Origin of the sequence: Leptolinea tardivitalis (assembly GCF_001050275.1) — a bacterium.
Classification (GTDB): Bacteria; Chloroflexota; Anaerolineae; order Anaerolineales; family Anaerolineaceae; genus Leptolinea; species Leptolinea tardivitalis.
On record NZ_BBYA01000010.1, the window covers coordinates 359,765 to 376,886 of the forward strand.

Annotated in this window: 12 protein-coding genes; 10 read left to right on the top strand and 2 right to left on the bottom strand. The window is 47.3% G+C overall.

The annotated features are described in order from the left end of the window. Positions 1 to 31: 31 nt before the first annotated feature. The 7 genes from LTAR_RS11195 (at position 32) to xylA (ending at position 12,278) form a co-directional block, all read left to right on the top strand. Positions 32 to 2,359, top strand: a complete 2,328-nt coding sequence (locus LTAR_RS11195) for a DNA polymerase domain-containing protein (RefSeq protein ID WP_062422330.1) — start codon at positions 32 to 34, stop codon at positions 2,357 to 2,359. A gap of 320 nt (positions 2,360 to 2,679) precedes the next feature. Continuing rightward, positions 2,680 to 4,290: a hypothetical protein gene (locus LTAR_RS11200; RefSeq protein ID WP_062422331.1), complete on the top strand. Its 1,611-nt coding sequence runs from the start codon at positions 2,680 to 2,682 to the stop codon at positions 4,288 to 4,290. 467 nt (positions 4,291 to 4,757) lie between these two features. Beyond that, positions 4,758 to 6,974: a substrate-binding domain-containing protein gene (locus LTAR_RS17440; RefSeq protein WP_236686604.1), complete on the top strand. Its 2,217-nt coding sequence runs from the start codon at positions 4,758 to 4,760 to the stop codon at positions 6,972 to 6,974. A 105-nt stretch (positions 6,975 to 7,079) separates the two neighbouring features. Further along, positions 7,080 to 8,606, top strand: a complete 1,527-nt coding sequence (locus LTAR_RS11210) for a sugar ABC transporter ATP-binding protein (protein ID WP_236686605.1) — start codon at positions 7,080 to 7,082, stop codon at positions 8,604 to 8,606. A gap of 36 nt (positions 8,607 to 8,642) precedes the next feature. After that, complete coding sequence (locus LTAR_RS11215) at positions 8,643 to 9,842, top strand: sugar ABC transporter permease (RefSeq protein WP_062422333.1); 1,200 nt, start codon at positions 8,643 to 8,645, stop codon at positions 9,840 to 9,842. 29 nt (positions 9,843 to 9,871) lie between these two features. After that, a complete protein-coding gene (locus LTAR_RS11220; protein ID WP_062422334.1) occupies positions 9,872 to 11,086 on the top strand; it encodes an ROK family transcriptional regulator in 1,215 nt (404 codons plus the stop codon). Positions 11,087 to 11,102: 16 nt separating this feature from the next. Beyond that, on the top strand, positions 11,103 to 12,278 hold the full coding sequence (xylA, locus tag LTAR_RS11225; protein ID WP_062422335.1) for a xylose isomerase: 1,176 nt from the start codon (positions 11,103 to 11,105) through the stop codon (positions 12,276 to 12,278). Between the two features lie 155 nt (positions 12,279 to 12,433). Here xylA and LTAR_RS11230 read toward each other — a convergent pair whose 3' ends face one another. Then, positions 12,434 to 13,150, bottom strand: coding sequence for a hypothetical protein (locus LTAR_RS11230; protein WP_062422336.1), 717 nt, complete (start codon positions 13,148 to 13,150; stop codon positions 12,434 to 12,436). Positions 13,151 to 13,244: 94 nt separating this feature from the next. Between LTAR_RS11230 and LTAR_RS11235 the strand changes: the two genes are divergently transcribed. Further along, the gene (locus LTAR_RS11235; protein ID WP_062422337.1) at positions 13,245 to 13,526 is read left to right on the top strand and encodes a DUF1294 domain-containing protein; all 282 of its coding nucleotides are present in this window, start codon (positions 13,245 to 13,247) and stop codon (positions 13,524 to 13,526) included. Between the two features lie 185 nt (positions 13,527 to 13,711). Continuing rightward, a complete protein-coding gene (gene bfr, locus LTAR_RS11240) occupies positions 13,712 to 14,179 on the top strand; it encodes a bacterioferritin (protein ID WP_062422338.1) in 468 nt (155 codons plus the stop codon). 409 nt (positions 14,180 to 14,588) lie between these two features. Here the strand turns inward: bfr and surE are convergent, their stop codons facing one another. Next, positions 14,589 to 15,356, bottom strand: coding sequence for a 5'/3'-nucleotidase SurE (surE, locus tag LTAR_RS11245; RefSeq protein ID WP_062422339.1), 768 nt, complete (start codon positions 15,354 to 15,356; stop codon positions 14,589 to 14,591). 332 nt (positions 15,357 to 15,688) lie between these two features. Between surE and LTAR_RS11250 the strand changes: the two genes are divergently transcribed. Then, positions 15,689 to 17,068: a sodium-dependent transporter gene (locus LTAR_RS11250; RefSeq protein ID WP_062422340.1), complete on the top strand. Its 1,380-nt coding sequence runs from the start codon at positions 15,689 to 15,691 to the stop codon at positions 17,066 to 17,068. The last annotated feature ends 54 nt before the right edge of the window (positions 17,069 to 17,122 follow it).

Sequence of the window (17,122 nt, forward strand, 5' to 3'; positions counted from 1 at the left end):
AAAAACGCTCTTGCAAAAGGAAAGTAACCCTATGCACGGCTGGCTTCTGGACCTGTACGAACACGAAACCGATGGTCTGATCATCTGGGTAATGATGACTGACGGACAACGCCTGAGGCTGCGCTGCCCCTTCCCGCTGACGTTCTACGCGGCCGGTCCCACCAAACGCCTGCATGAACTTGGCCTTTGGCTGAAATCTCAAACTCCAATCCCGCGCCTCGGCCGGACCGAACGGCGTGATTTGTTCCTTCCCAAACCCATCAGTCTACTGTCCATTGAGGTGGAAAACCCGGCTGAGCAACCCCGCCTGTTCCACCAGACATCTCAGGCGTTTCCTGATCTGACCTACTATGATGCCGATGTCGAAATCGGTCTGCGATTTGCCGCCAAAACAGGCGCCTTCGCCACGGCGTATTGCGCCATTGAATATGAGGGCGACACTCTGCTGAACCTCCGGGCGCTCGACAGCCCCTGGGACCTCGATCCCCAGCCATGCCCTCTGCGGGTAATGGAACTGGAACCGGATAGTGATCCGAACCATTCCGAACCAGTCGGAATTAATGTGAAGGTTGATCAGCATGTATATCATCTTGATCTGCAGCCGGTCCGACCCATGCTGATCAACCTGGCCGCCCTGCTGCAAAAGTTTGACCCCGACCTGCTGCTTACGTCATGGGGTGATACCTGGCTGCTGCCGCGCCTGATCGAGCTTTCTGAGAAATTCAGCATGCCGCTGCCGCTCAATCGTGAAGCCACCGCCAATGTGTTGCGAAAAGCCTCACGCACATACTTTTCCTACGGGCAGATCATTTATCGCGGTGAGCAGGTGCATTTGTTTGGCCGGGTGCACATTGACCGATCCAACGCCATGCTGTACGGTGATTACGGACTCGAAGGAGTACTTGAAGTGGGGCGCGTCACCGGGCTGCCGCTGCAAATTGCCTCACGGGTATCGCCCGGCACCGGCATATCTTCCATGCAAATTCTCACTGCCCTGCGCACCGAGGTGCTTGTCCCCTGGCACAAACAGCAGGCCGAACGCGAAAAATCAGGACTCGACCTGTTGAACTCAGACCAGGGCGGACTGGTATACCAGCCGATCATCGGCCTGCACCGCGACGTAGGAGAGATTGATTTTGTATCGATGTATCCCAGCATCATGGTGCGCTGCAATATCTCGCCCGAATGTACCCCGATTGGCCTATCGGACCCACAGCCGGATGAACCGGGTCTCATTCCACAAACACTGGCTCCCCTGCTGAAAAAACGGATTGCCCTCAAACACCGCCTGGTCGAAACGCCGCCCTGGGATCCACGCTTAAAGCTTGATAAAGCCCGTTCACTGGCGCACAAGTGGTTGCTGGTCACCTGCTTCGGGTACCTGGGCTACAAGAACGCCCGTTTCGGGCGCATCGAATCGCATGAGGCTGTCACGTCAAACGGACGTGAAGCCCTGCTGCGCGGAAAGGAAGCAGCGGAAGATTGCGGTTTCAATATTTTGCAGATGTATGTAGACGGCCTGTGGGTGCAAAAACCCGGCGCCACATCCCCACGTGATTATGATGATCTGCTGGATCAGATCTCCCAGCGCACCGGCCTATCCATTGCGCTTGATGGCATCTACCGCTGGGTGGCTTTTCTGCCAGCCCGCCGCGATAAACGCATGCCGGTGCCCAACCGCTACTTCGGGGTCTTTCAAGACGGAACCATCAAAATCCGCGGTATTGAAGCCCGGCGGCACGACACGCCGCATTTCATCTCGGATGCGCAAATGGAAGCCCTGCGCTGGCTGGCCCAGGCGCCCAGTGTTGATGAATTACCGCAATACATGCCCGGCGCGCTGGAATTGCTGCGCCGGCGGCTGCATGCCCTTCGCGATGGCCAGGTACCGCTTGACCAGCTTGTACTGGGGCAGCGTCTCAGTCGTGAACTTGATCTTTACGTTACGCCGTCACCGGCGGCACGGGCAGCCATGCAGCTGCGCGAAATCGGTAAAAATCTCGGCCCAGGCCAGAAGGTGCGCTTTTTACTGGTACGTACCGAAGCTGGTGTACACGCCTGGGATTTACCCAGCAGGCCGGATCCGCGCTCCATTGACCGCGCTGCTTACCGGGTGCTCTTCTTGCGGGCGGTGCGTACGCTGCTTCAACCTTTTGGCATCCAGCCAGAAGAAGTGGCCGATATTTTGAACAATGCCGCCACGCAACCGCCGCTTGACCTGCGTGTGCACGTAGACACAACTATTCCGCTAACCATGATGTCATCAGACGGGCGGGTTTTCTCAAAACAGACAGGGCATAGAATAACGAACACTGAAAAAATGGAAAATGCCCACGAATTCTCGCATATCTATTGTTGAACCCGGTTTTACGGGTCATTTTTTCGTGTCACTCGCAGCATCTTCGAAAAGAGAGAATTTATAAAAAAACACTTTTGATTGCCGGGTTTCTTGGCATCCTGCCTATGATCCAGCAAAAGCAAACGCTCCATCGTATCCGCATTTTTGCAGTACTTTAATGAATAAACAGCCCTCACATCCCAATTGCTGAAAGGTGACGAGATGCAAAGGTTTTCTCACCAGATAATCATCTATTGATATCTATCCGCGTAATTTACCCTGACTACTGGTCTTCGTAAAATCATTGAGGTCGTATAATTCGAGCCTGATGATGAGGTATTATGACCCGTTTTGAGAATGTATTGAAACGCTTTCCTTTATATGTCCTTTTGTTAGGGGTTTATCCGGTTCTTTTTCTCTGGTTGGCCAACTTTGGCAAAGTTCACAGTTATGTAGTGCCGCGATCGCTCCTCATTTCTTTTGGATTCACAGCCGTTGTATTTCTGCTTATCTGGATTTTTATCCATCCAATACGGAAGGCAGGCCTGGCTGCCGGCTTTTTACTTTTACTGTTCTTTTCATACGGCCATTTATTTTCATTGATTGATAATGCGAGTCTGTCCGGTCTGATCATTGGACGCCATCGCTTTCTGATCCCTCTTTGGGGATTGATTGCACTGGTGGGCACATATTTGATCATAAAGTCGCGATCAGATTTGTATGAATCTACTCGCATCATCAACCTGATATCATTTTTGCTGACCGCTTTTGTCTTAATCCAGATCGGATTTGCCGCATCTACATCCACCAGGCTGCAACAAAATTCTGTTCAATCTGGACCCTCTGCATCCTCTTCCTCATCGTTACACACCTCAGCGAACACTAACCGGGATGTGTATTACATCCTGATGGATGGTTACGATCGGGCAGACCTGTTGAAGAGAGATCTTAATCTGGATATCCAGCCATTTTTGGATCAATTAACACAAATGGGGTTTGTCATTCCAGATTGCGGCCAAAGTAATTACATCGATACAGCTTTGTCGATGGCAGCAACATTCAATATGGACTACCTCGATAATCTGGGACTGTCTTATGAAGACCTGGCGACCAAGGATCACGAAAAAATCCTGACACCGTTCATCACTCACAGTCTGGTGAGACAGAAATTCAGCGAGATGGGCTACAAAATTGTTACATACAAATCACCCTATCTGTTTATTGATATGCCAGATTCCGATGTATATCTGGATGGAGAAACGGCTGTAAACCCCGGCGAAAAAATGGAGACGCTCAATTTCCAGCAGCTCTTTATTAACACCACATTTGCCCGAACAGCCGCAGAATGGCTGGTGGAAAACCCGCAGGATTCAAAAAATATCCCTGCGTTTTTTGTCTGGCTGATCAATCCTGGCAGTCTCAATCCAGATAGCAGCTCGTTTATCGGGCGAAACTATAAACAATTCCGTCAGAATAATTTCCAATTGGATAGTCTGGAGACAATTCCAGACATGCCTGGAAGAAAATTTGTATACGCCCATCTGCTGATCACCCACCAACCCTTCACATTCCTGCCAACAGGTGAGTTCCGGACTGATCCAAAAGATAGCTATCTGGGATATATCGATCAGGTGAAATACCTGAACACCCGAATAATTAAAATCATAAAAACAATCCAGCATAAATCTGCCGTTCCGCCCGTAATTATTCTACAAAGCGATCATTCCTTCTCAGATAATGGAAAACGAGCGTTAAATTTTCAGGCCTATTATTTGCCTGATTCTGGTAATACGGTTATTCCCCCTTCTTTTACCAACGTAAACACCTTTCGTCTGATTTTTGATACATATTTTGATGGGCAGTATTCGCTGATTCCAGACCAGTCTATGCTAATTGATAAAAATATTCCTGGATTTACCAAACTTATCAAATCATCCTGCATGTCAGATTGAAATGGACACAAACGACTTCCAATAGTATTTCAACAGGTTGGCTGTTTGATTGAAACTCATTGACAAATGTCATGTTTTCATTCATCAGGTATGTGAATCCTCTTGACTTTTCTATAATTCTCGTTATGATAATGATTAATTAGTTTGGCCGTCGAACAAACTAATTATTTGTTCCAAATTTCGTGTTCCCTATTATCGTTATTGGCAACTGAATAAATTTCGCTTCCGGTGGAATCATCGCAGATATCCACGAAGTTTTATGTTGCCTTAATCCGGGAGCAGATTTTATATGCCTGTTTGGGGCGGTCACCCGGTAAAAACCGATTGGCCGATTGCTTCCCATAACAGGTGGATTTTTTGTTGCCATAACGGAAATTTGAAAGGAGGAGGAGAGAAGAACTTCGAAGTTGAAAGTTGTTGCCATTACCAACGATCAGTAATTCAAATTATTCGAAAGGGCAAAAGAAATGTCCAGGTCATACCGTTCCATTTTGATTGTTTTGTCGTTCATTGTGATGGCCAGCATGCTGGTCAGTTGCGCCGCTCCGACCGCTGCACCCGCCGCTCCCGCTGCCGGCGAAACAGCCGCTGCACCCGCCGCCGCTGGTGGAAAAGTAAAAATCGGTTTGTCATTCTCCGATTTCGCCACCGAACGCTGGAAAAACGAAGATGCCCTGCTCCACAAACTGTTGGAAGCCAAGGGTTATGAAGTCATCACCTCCGAAGCCAACCACGATACCAAACTCCAGAACGACCAGATCGACAATATGGTCTCTCAGGGTATCAAAGGCTTGATCGTCGTAGCTGAAGACGGCGACTCCGCTGCCACCGCTGTTGACAATGCTGCCAAAGCCGGTGTCAAAGTCCTCGCTTATGACCGCCTGGTGAAATCCCCCAATATCGCTGCCTACCTGTCCTTCAACAACGTCGCAGTTGGTAACGGCCAGGCTGATGGTGTCTTGAAAGCCCTCGATATCGAAGGCGGCAAATGGACCAAAGAAAATCCGGCCAAAGTCGTCCTCCTCGGCGGTTCCCCCACCGATAACAACGCTATCCTGTTCCGCAAAGGCCAGACTGACGTCCTCCAGAAATACATTGACTCCGGTGTTGTCAAAGTGGTTGCCGATCAGTGGGTTGACAACTGGGATGCTGCCAAAGCCAATTCTTTGATGGAAAACATCATCACCGCCCAGTCCGGCAAGATCGATGCAGTCGTTGCCTCCAATGACGGCACCGCCCTCGGCGCCCTCCAGGCCCTCAAAGCCCAGAAACTCGCTGTTCCGATCTCCGGTCAGGATGCCACCGCTGATGGCTGCAACTCCATTGTCAAAGGCGAACTCACCGTCACCATCTACAAAGACATCCGCAAACTGTCTCCTATGGCTGCCGATGCTATGGATGCCCTGCTGAACGGTAAACCCATCGAAGGCCTGAAGAATTACACCATGGCCGAACTGACCAACAAAGCCGACGCCACGGGCGAAGTTCCTTGTATCTTCCTGCCCGTTGTCCAGGTCACCAAAGCCAATGTCTACGATGAAATCGTGAAGAGCGGTTTCCAGACGTACGATGATGTCTATCGCGACATCCCCGAAGCTGACCGCCCCGCCAAACCTGGCGCTGCCGCTGCTGAACCGACCAAATCTGCCGCTGCTGAACCGGCCAAATCTGGCGAAAAAATTAAGATCGGTCTGTCATTCTCCGATTTCGCCACCGAACGCTGGAAAAACGAAGATGCCCTGCTCCACAAACTGTTGGAAGCCAAGGGTTATGAAGTCATCACCTCCGAAGCCAACCACGATACCAAACTCCAGAACGACCAGATCGACAATATGGTCTCTCAGGGTATCAAAGGCTTGATCGTCGTAGCTGAAGACGGCGACTCCGCTGCCACCGCTGTTGACAATGCTGCCAAAGCCGGTGTCAAAGTCCTCGCTTATGACCGCCTGGTGAAATCCCCCAATATCGCTGCCTACCTGTCCTTCAACAACGTCGCAGTTGGTAACGGCCAGGCTGATGGTGTCTTGAAAGCCCTCGATATCGAAGGCGGCAAATGGACCAAAGAAAATCCGGCCAAAGTCGTCCTCCTCGGCGGTTCCCCCACCGATAACAACGCTATCCTGTTCCGCAAAGGCCAGACTGACGTCCTCCAGAAATACATTGACTCCGGTGTTGTCAAAGTGGTTGCCGATCAGTGGGTTGACAACTGGGATGCTGCCAAAGCCAATTCTTTGATGGAAAACATCATCACCGCCCAGTCCGGCAAGATCGATGCAGTCGTTGCCTCCAATGACGGCACCGCCCTCGGCGCCCTCCAGGCCCTCAAAGCCCAGAAACTCGCTGTTCCGATCTCCGGTCAGGATGCCACCGCTGATGGCTGCAACTCCATTGTCAAAGGCGAACTCACCGTCACCATCTACAAAGACATCCGCAAACTGTCTCCTATGGCTGCCGATGCTATGGATGCCCTGCTGAACGGTAAACCCATCGAAGGCCTGAAGAATTACACCATGGCCGAACTGACCAACAAAGCCGACGCCACGGGCGAAGTTCCTTGTATCTTCCTGCCCGTTGTCCAGGTCACCAAAGCCAATGTCTACGATGAAATCGTGAAGAGCGGTTTCCAGACGTACGATGATGTCTATCGCGACATCCCCGAAGCTGACCGCCCCGCCAAACCGTAGATTTTTTCCTTCATAAAAGTCGGCTCCCCGGTTTTCGGGGAGCCGACAAGCATGACGAATGCTATTGTAAAGTAGATGAGTAATTTTGCTTTAGAGGAGCAGGCTGTGACTGAAGAGATTATCCTCGACGTACAGAATGTAACAAAACAATTCCCCGGCATTACAGCTTTGAGCAATGTATCCATCCAATTCAAACGGGGAGAGATCCACGGCCTTTGCGGCGAGAATGGCGCTGGAAAATCAACCTTGATGAAAATTCTCGCCGGTGTCTACCCATACGGCACGTATGATGGCAGTGTCTTCTATGAAGGTCAGGAATTAAAACTGACCAGCAACTCCATTAAAGAAGCTCGGGCAGAAGGTATTGCTATTGTTTATCAGGAACTTACCCTGGTTCCCGATATGACAGTTGGCGAAAATATTTTCCTCGGTAAAGAGATTACCGAGAATGGCGTGATCAACTGGGATAAAACCTACGCTGAATGCCGAAAGATTCTGGAACACTACAAACTTGATGTCAATCCGAATGATGTTGTCAAACACCTGGGCGTTGGCAAGATGCAGATGGTGGAAATCGCCAAAGCCCTTTCAGAAAATGCCAAAGTACTAATTCTCGATGAACCTACCAGCGCGTTAACTGAAGCTGAAATTGATAAATTGATGGAAATTCTCGAATCGTTGCAGGAGAAAGGTATTACCAGTATCTACATCTCCCACAAGTTGGAGGAATTCTTCCGTATCACCGATTCGATCACCGTATTGCGCGATGGCAAAACTGTAATAACGGCACCTACCAAAGAATTAAGCCTGGAAAAACTGGTGAGCTATATGGTGGGACGTGAAATGAAAGAACGCTTCCCCCACAGCACCCGTAAACCAAACGGTACGATTTTCGAAGTGCAAAACTTGCATGCTATTGATCCGGAAGAACCATCCCGCGAAATATTGAAGGGTGTCACATTTGATTTGAAGAGAGGTGAAATCCTGGGTATTGCCGGTCTGATGGGCTCTGGACGAACCGAACTTGTAACCACGATATTTGGCGAGATGGGAAAAATAACCAGCGGGAAGATGCTCCTGGAAGGTAAAGAGATAAATATTAAAAGTGCAAAAGATGCCATGGAAAAAGGCATCAGTCTGGTACCGGAAGATCGAAAGAAACAGGGACTCGTTCTGATCCAGTCAATCTTAAACAACCTCTCACTGCCAAATCTATATTCTTTCTCCAAAACCTGGCGGATCGATAAAAATCAGGAATTGAAATCCTGTCTCCAACAAGTAAAAAATCTTTCCATCAAAATCAGTAATATCGAAAACGAGGTTAACTCGCTATCGGGTGGAAATCAACAAAAAGTGGTTATTGGGAAATGGCTGATGACCATTCCGAAAATTCTCATCATGGACGACCCCACCCGTGGTGTAGATGTTGGCGCCAAGTATGAAATCTACAAGTTGATGAATGAATTGGCCGAGAAGGGTGTATCGATCATCATGATTTCCAGCGAACTGGAAGAGGTCCTCGGTATGAGCGATCGTGTCATGGTGATGCATGAAGGCCGATCCAATGGCATATTGGATATCACTGAGGCAACTCAGGAAAAGATCATGGCGCTTGCCACCGGCATCGCTTAAATAGAAATATCAAATCTCCATTCATAAGGTGTCGATATGGAATCAACCAGTGTTGTAACAAGCAAAGGTACAACAAATGCAGTCGGCAAGTGGTTCCGCCGCAACCTGCAAACGTCCATGATCATTATCATGATGATTGTGATCTGGATATTTTTCTCCATTCTGACCAAAGGTGCGTTTATCGGGTCACAGAATATTTCCAACCTGTTCCGTCAGATGACCGTGACTTCAATTTTGGCTGTCGGCATGGTTCTCGTTATCGTTACCGGCGGTATTGATCTGGCAGTTGGTAAATTTGCCGGATTTGTCTCTGTCATCGTGGCGTTCTTACAGGCGTTTGTGTGGTACAAACTGATCCCCGATCAGCCCCTTCTGGCCGCTACGCTCTCTGTCATTGCCGGTCTCTCTGTGGGTATTCTTGTGGGTATGCTTGAAGGTTACATCGTCTCCTATCTGGGTGTACCAGCCTTCATTACAACCTTGGGTTTCCAATGGATCTGGAATGGCGCCATCTTGCTGGTCACTGGCGGCCGTACGATTCCGGCTAACCAACCATATTTCTCCTATATTGCACAGGGTTATCTACCACTCTGGCTCGGTTGGGTTGTGGCTGCTGTAGTTATTGCAGCCCTGTTCTATACCATGTTCAATTCCCGTGCTCAGAAACGCCGCTACGGATTCGCCACAAATAAACTCAGTCTTGATATGGCGAAAACAATTGCATTGTCTTTAGTCATCTTGTTCTACGTTTACATGGTCAACCAGTACAATGGTGTGCAAGTACCTGTTCTGCTCATGGTCATCGTTGCCTTCATAATGGCCTACCTGGGAACGAACACACCATTTGGACGGCATGCGTATGCCCTGGGCGGCAATATGGAAGCTGCACGTCTTTCTGGTATCAATATCAAGCGTAATGTTTTCTTGATCTTTGTGCTCATGGGTTTGCTCTGCGGTGTAGCCGGTATCGTGTTGGCATCTTATGTTGGTTACGGTACAATTTCTGCAGGCGGCGGATATGAGTTGGATGCCATTGCCAGTTGTATCCTGGGTGGAACCTCTCCACTGGGCGGCAGCGGCACCGTGTTTGGCGCTATTATTGGTTCCCTGATCATGGCCAGCCTTACCAATGGTTTGCAATTACTCAATGTAACACCAGCCTGGCAGTATATTGTCAAAGGTGCCATTCTCGTTGGGGCCGTCTATATTGACGTCTATTTCAAGAAAAATAGATAAAGACTATCCCATTTTTTGTAGAGTTTTATATGGTAACCACTGCTGACCAAAATCTTGTTCGGAAATTCAATACGGGTGTTGTCCTGAACACCATCCGCCATCATGCCCCCCTTTCGCGGGCTGAAGTGGCCAAACACACAGGGCTTAACCGATCCACGGTTTCGCAGATCATTAATGCACTGTTGGAACGCAAGTTCGTTCAGGAAACCATATTGCAATCCGATCGAGTCGGTCGGCCTGGACTGTTGCTTGAATTGGATCCTGCCGGAGGCTTTGCCATCGGAATCGAAATCGGTGTTGATTTTATCTCGCTGGTTGTAACTGATTTTTTGGCAAATGTCCTCTGGCGGCAACGGGCAACATCTTCCTCACAAAACAGTATCGATGAAATTTTAGAACGAGCCTACCAGATGACCGAAGACGGTCTGAAGAAAGGGTATTCGTTAAACCTTACCCCGTTGGGGATCGGACTGGGTGTTCCGGGTCTCGTTGACTTGAAACACGGTGAATTAATGTTTGCTCCGAACCTTGGCTGGACCAATATTCCAGTAACCAAACTATGGTCTCAGCGATTCAAACTGCCCGTCTTCGTAGATAACGAGGCTAAAGCAGCTGCCCTGGGTGAGCATTACTTTGGTAATGCCAAAGGAGAAGGTAATTTTATCTTCCTGACAGGCGGAGTCGGTCTGGGCGCGGGGATCATGATTGATGGAAAACTTTTCCGCGGAAGCCACGGTTATGCCTCCGAAGTAGGCCACATTATTATGGATCCTGACGGAGAACAATGCGGCTGCGGGAAAAAAGGCTGTTGGGAAACAATGGTCAGCCCTCGTGCTGTAATCAAACGGTTTAGAGATACTCTCCGTCAGGGTGTACCCAGCACCGTACTTAATGCGGCAGATAATGACCCGGATAACATTGTTTTTGAGACCATCGTTCATGCCGCCCTCCAGGGAGATAATGCCGCACAGATAGCCATGCAGGAAGTAGGAGAACGGCTGGGATTTGGAATTGCCAATCTTGTAAACATTTTCAATCCAAGAATGGTTATTCTGGGTGGTGAGCTCAACTACGCCAGCGAGTTATTGCTGCCCGTGGTTCGAAAAGTGGTAAATGAAAATGCAATGAACCTGGAATGCCAGGATCTAAAAATCGAAGCTTCTGCTCATGGTAGAGATGCCTGTGTGATGGGAGCCATTGCTCTCGTGCTTGATGATATTATGCACGAACCCAATTTTATTTAATTGAGAGGAAAATTTCATGTCTGCTGATTATCAACCTAAACCAGAACATAAATTTACATTCGGTCTGTGGACTGTTGGAAGTTCAGGAGCTGACCAATTCGCCACAACATTCCCGGTTCGTGGGCCAAAAACACCTGCAGAACTTGTTCGTCTGCTGGGTGAAGTGGGAGCCTACGGTGTAAATTTTCATGATAACGATCTGATCCCCCTTGATGCCACACCGGCCGAAGCTGAGCAGATTAAAAAAGATTTCAGAGCAGCCTTGAAAGAAACCGGCCTGGTTGTTCCCATGGCTACAACCAACCTTTTCAGTGCTCAGATTTTCAAAGACGGTGCTTTCACGTCCAATGATCCCAAAGTGCGTGCCTATTCAATTCAGAAAGCCATGCGCGGTATGGACCTGGGTGCTGAATTCGGCGCCAAGATCTACGTTTTCTGGGGCGGACGCGAAGGTACAGAAACAGATGCCACCAAGAATCCATTGGATGGATTAAAACGTTTCCGCGAAGCCTTGAACTTCCTTTGCGAATACAACAACAGTCAGGGTTATGGGTATAAATTTGCCCTTGAAGCTAAGCCCAATGAACCACGCGGTGACATTTATCTGCCCACCACCGGTTCCATGCTGGCCTTCATTGAAACCCTTGACCATCCCGAAATGGTCGGAGTTAATCCCGAATTTGCCCATGAGCACATGGCCGGATTGAATTTCATGCATGCTGTCGCTCAGGCATGGGATGCAGGCAAATTATTCCATATCGATCTCAACGATCAGAACTACGCCCGATTCGACCAGGACTGGCGGTTTGGTCAACAAAACTGGAAACAGGCATTCTTCCTCGTCAAATTCCTGGAAGATGTTGGTTATACCGGCAGCCGCCACTTTGATGCTCATGCCTTCCGCACAGAAGATTATGAAGGTGTCAAAGATTTCGCCCGCGGTTGCATGCGAACATACCTCATTTTCAAAGAAAAAGCCCGCCAATTCAATGAAGACAAAGAAATCCAGGCGCTGCTGGCTGAAATTACTCCAGCATCCGGCGAAATGGAGAAATTTGAAGGCAAATTTACTGCAGAGAAAGCCGCCGCCCTCAAAGCCTTCTCCTTCGACCGCAATGCCATTGCTGCACGCGGTTTGAAATACGAAAAACTGGATCAACTGCTTACCGACCTGATGATGGGAATCCGATAATACGATCATCGAAGGATCTCATCTGCTCCCCGTAATGGGTTAGCAAAAGGTCACTTTCCATACAAAACCACCCTTTGAACAAAGGTGGTCCGACACAAATAGAGTGTCTGAAAAGACACTCTATTTGCTTAAATACCATACCTGAGGGACGCAGGCTAATTATTTAATAAAATTTCTACTGCATCATGGGTGTAATCACACAGACGTTGATGATTATCTGCATGCATATCCTGTAAATAGAATTCATATTTATTAATATTATTGAAGAATTCTGCGGAAAGCTGTTTATCTATTATGCCAAATTGAGCTATTGCCAGTGCAAATCCGAAGAGAGTGCTTAAATTCATCCTTCCTGGTCTCCCTATTTGAGAAATCTCGACAAGTAGATTATGGAGTTCAGGAGTTTTTGGCATTCGATTAATGGTTAATAAAAGCATGGTGATGTTTTCTGTAATTTGAAGCAACGTGGACATTTCTACTTTTGAATAACGGTCATACAATTCTTTAAATAGGCTGTCAAGATTTGATTTATCTGTATTGGCAAGATGTTCGAGAAGGTAATCCTTTCTTTTACGCCAGATCTCCAGATCAGAGGGAGCGATAGATAGGCGTTGTGTCTGTTCAAAGGCGATCTTTGTCGGGTAAAAGAGGACGGAAGGTCTTCCAGGGCCAGGCCGCCTTGTGACAGACTCAAATTCAGCCTTTACAAACCCATTAAATTCCAGCAATCTGAGCATTTCATAGACGGATACTTTCCCGATTTTCAATCTTTCTGCCACAAATTTGTAATGCAGCGGTTGGTTCATTTCACGATATAAATCGAGGAACTGAAGTAAAAATTGCTGCTGACGGCGGGTTAATCTTTTTTCCATTATGAATCCCCGAATATTTCTTTAAAAATATATATAAATAGAAAAATAGACATTTGTATTATATAAGATTTCTAATGAAAGGGATAATTGAAGAATGATTTTGGGATTCTGGTACAAATTGGCTCTGGTCTGGTATGGGTTTTCATCCGTCACCCTTTTTGGGTTATATGGACTGGACAAAACCCAGGCTATTACCGGCGGGCGGCGAATTCCGGAGAAAGTACTTCATCTCGTTGCTGCCGTCGGAGGATTCCCGGGCGGTTTTCTTGGACGCTCATTATTTCATCATAAGACGAGAAAACCTTTGTTTTTGTTTATCCTATCGGTAAGTGCCGTACTTCATATCATTATTTGGGTTTTTGTGTTTTTCCATTGAAATTTGATTGTCTTGCTTCCCGACCATTGAGTACCAGATGGAAAAATTTATCAGGCATGCTAAAATAAAAAAGATAATTCCAATCAGATTATAAAGAAATAATTGATTTGTATACTCAGTGAAAAAACGGTGTTCCTATCTTGCCCAATTGAAATTCTTATTTAATCTAAACCAGGAGGTTTACCATGAAGGGAAATGATAAGGTAATTGGTTTATTAAATACTCAACTGGCAGATGAATTGACTGCTGTGAGCCAGTATATGGTACATGCAGGCATGTGTGCCAACTGGGGTTATGAAAAATTACATGATGCCATAGAAAAACGAGCAATAGAAGAAATGAAACATGCCGAATCATTAATCGACCGGATTCTTTTCCTGGAAGGAACCCCCATCGTCAGCAACCTTAATAAGATTAACATTGGGTCGACTGTTGAGAAACAGATTGCCAATGATCTCGCCGCCGAAGTCGGGGCAATCAAAGCCTATAATGACGGCATTCAAATGTGTGTGAGTCTCGGAGATAATGGATCGCGTGAATTACTTGAAACCACTCTGAAGGATGAGGAGCGCCATCTGGATTGGTTGGAAGCTCAGCGTGATCAAATTGCGCAAATGGGTATTCAGATCTATTTGAGTGAGCAGATAAGCTAAACCAGATATATCTACAAATTGGCGGGACAACCTCCCGCCTTTTTGATTCTGAACACTAAAATGAAAATATCTGCGCTCAACAATAGAGAGTAACGAGTTTTTAACCATTACATATCATCAGGACATGACAAAAATCCACGCGAGCCGGTAGAGCTATTCTACTGGCTGTTTGGATTTTTACTCTGGTGGAAGTTTGGAACGCCCTTACCAAATACGCCGGTTATTGGTCCGTCTGTTCAAAGGAAAAAACTTCCCAATATATTACTGAGCAGGCTGGAAAACTCTTTACTCCCAATCAGATTTCTGTGTTTTTTTAAATTTTTAAGTAATAAGGTCAAACAAAGTAACGTTAACAAAAGTTCACTCTATAACAGTATGAGTTGTCTCAGTATGAAATAATTGTAATTCGTTATTCCCAGTTCCAACTGTTCAATTCAGGAAGAAAACGATAAGCCGTCAGGTCAAGTTGAACAGGAGTCACAGAAACATATCCGTTAAGTAAGGCTTCGACATCATTACCCGGTTCCTCGTGGGCAGTAGGAAGGTCACCAATAGCCCAATAATATGGTTTGCCGCGGGGGTCAATTCGCTTGTCCAGACGGTCATGATATTCGCGTTTGCCCTGTCGTGTGATCCGTATTCCCTTGATCTTGTCACCGGGGATATAAGGAACATTGACATTGAGTAACAATCCCTTTGGCAGACCTTTTTTCAGCATGGTGCCGGTTATTTTTAAAGCCTGTTCAGCTGCCGGTTGGTAATCCACAATTCCAAGGTGATTATCTGGTGAATCCACAGAAACCGCTACGGCCGGCAGACCGCCGATAACGGCTTCCATGGCTGCCGTTACTGTTCCTGAGTAGGTGACATCATCGCCAATATTGGCAAATGGATTGATCCCTGAAACGACCAGATCAACGGGATCTTTGAAGAAACCACATAATGCCAGTGCAACACAATCAGATGGAGCACCATCACATGCCCATGCGGTTGAACCGTCTGATAAAACCACTTCACGAACCCGCAGCGGTCTGTCGATCGTTCGTACATGACCTGAAGCGGACCAGTTACGATCGGGAGCCAGGATGCTCACATCGCCCAATTTTCGCATGGCTGTAGCCAACGCCAGAAGACCGGGCGTCACTATACCATCATCATTTGTAACAACAATATGCATTTGATATCCTTTCTTTTATCATCTTACCGAGAATGGATTAATATATGATTTTTTTCTTGTTATGAGAATGTAATTATTATGTTAATTAATGGCGTTTCTTAAAAATTGGATTAAACATTCAGAACATATTGACTCATTTTCTCATGGTGGTATAACTGTTTTTGCCGTGTTCCTTTACATCCAATAATCCCATTTACCGATAACTTTTACCGGTGATCCAAAAGAAAAGAAACCGACAATTACGCATCTATGTTGATACCAGATAGCGTGAATTTATTCCTGCGTGTATTCCTAAAAACCCCTGAAACTAAAATTAATAGGAGAAATGTATTATGAGTGTTGGAAGTTCTGAAAAACCGCCTGTGAACCGGGCAAAATTTGCCACGAATCTGGGTGTACTGGCCGCCACCCTCGGTTCAGCCGTAGGACTGGGTAATATCTGGAAGTTCCCCTACCTTACAGGCAGCAATGGCGGTGCCGCGTTCTTGCTTGTCTATATCATCTGCATGTTACTGATCGGTATCCCGGTTATGGTCTCTGAGCTGACTCTTGGCCGTGCTGCCCGCAGCAATGCAATTGCCACTATGCAGAAATTGTCCCCTGCCAGACAACCCTGGTGGTTGATAGGTGCTGCCGGCGTCCTGGCGGCTTTCTTGATCATGGCTTTTTATTCCGAGGTGGCTGCCTGGGTGTTCGCCTATATTTTTAAAGCCATCCAGGGCGGCATTTTGTCTACCGATCCCGAAGTGACCAAATCCGCTTTTAACGGGCTTGTAGGGAATCCCACCCAGTCTTTAATCTGGCAGTGGATTGACCTCGCTGTCGTCGGATTCATCATCCTGCTCGGTGTTAACAAAGGTATTGAAAGTGCCACCAAGAAATTAATGCCCATCCTGCTGGGCTTGCTTATTCTGGTGGGAATTCGCAGTATCACCCTCCCTGGTGCCGGACAGGGTCTCACTTTCCTTTTCCAGCCGGATTTCACGAAATTGACCGCCGCCAGTTTCCTTATCGCCATGGGATTGGCATTCTTCAAGTTGTCTGTGGGTATGGGTACCATGATCACCTATGGAAGCTATTTCCGTGATGATCAGGATATTCCGGGCACAGCTTTCCGTGTGGCTTTTTCTGACCTGGCTGTTTCCCTGCTGGCCGGTATTGCCATCTTCCCGGCCGTTTTCGCTTTCGGGTACCAACCCAACGCCGGGCCGTCACTGCTCTTCCTGACAATCCCGTCAGTATTCGCCTCGATGCCTCTCGGCAATATTTTCATGGTGATCTTCTTCATTCTGACGGCTATTGCCTCAATCGGCGCTCAAATCTCACTGGTAGAAGTTCCGGTTGCCTTCCTTGAAGAGAAATTCCACCTCTCCCGCCAGAAAGCTTCCATTATTACGGTTCTGTCCATTGTTCTGGTGGGTTCTCTGGCTGCTCTTTCCAACAGCACACTGGCAGATGTAAAGCTGTTTGGCATGACCTTCTTCGATCTATTTGACTACACCACGTCGAATATTTTGTTGCCACTGGGCGGCCTCTTTATTGCCATCTTCATCAGCTGGATCTGGGGTTATAAAAAGTTATCCGCTGCTCTCAGCAACAATGGACAACTATCCAACCAGGGAATTATCAAAGTGTTCTATGGAACTCTTCTGGTGGTTACTCCTGTTCTGGTTACCATTGTTCTTTTGAATGGTCTTAAGATTATTCAATAGCTAACTAGATAATTTTATTAATAAAAGAGCTATCCTCACTTTTTACGGTTGGAT

Excerpts from the sequence above, each read along its gene's own strand:
- LTAR_RS11195 (WP_062422330.1), top strand. The coding sequence starts at position 32 with ATGCACGGCTGGCTTCTGGACCTGTACGAACACGAAACCGATGGTCTG.
- LTAR_RS11200 (WP_062422331.1), top strand. The coding sequence starts at position 2,680 with ATGACCCGTTTTGAGAATGTATTGAAACGCTTTCCTTTATATGTCCTT.
- LTAR_RS17440 (WP_236686604.1), top strand. The coding sequence starts at position 4,758 with ATGTCCAGGTCATACCGTTCCATTTTGATTGTTTTGTCGTTCATTGTG.
- LTAR_RS11215 (WP_062422333.1), top strand. The coding sequence starts at position 8,643 with ATGGAATCAACCAGTGTTGTAACAAGCAAAGGTACAACAAATGCAGTC.
- LTAR_RS11220 (WP_062422334.1), top strand. The coding sequence starts at position 9,872 with ATGGTAACCACTGCTGACCAAAATCTTGTTCGGAAATTCAATACGGGT.
- xylA (WP_062422335.1), top strand. The coding sequence starts at position 11,103 with ATGTCTGCTGATTATCAACCTAAACCAGAACATAAATTTACATTCGGT.
- LTAR_RS11230 (WP_062422336.1), bottom strand. The coding sequence starts at position 13,150 with ATGGAAAAAAGATTAACCCGCCGTCAGCAGCAATTTTTACTTCAGTTC.
- LTAR_RS11235 (WP_062422337.1), top strand. The coding sequence starts at position 13,245 with ATGATTTTGGGATTCTGGTACAAATTGGCTCTGGTCTGGTATGGGTTT.
- bfr (WP_062422338.1), top strand. The coding sequence starts at position 13,712 with ATGAAGGGAAATGATAAGGTAATTGGTTTATTAAATACTCAACTGGCA.
- surE (WP_062422339.1), bottom strand. The coding sequence starts at position 15,356 with ATGCATATTGTTGTTACAAATGATGATGGTATAGTGACGCCCGGTCTT.
- LTAR_RS11250 (WP_062422340.1), top strand. The coding sequence starts at position 15,689 with ATGAGTGTTGGAAGTTCTGAAAAACCGCCTGTGAACCGGGCAAAATTT.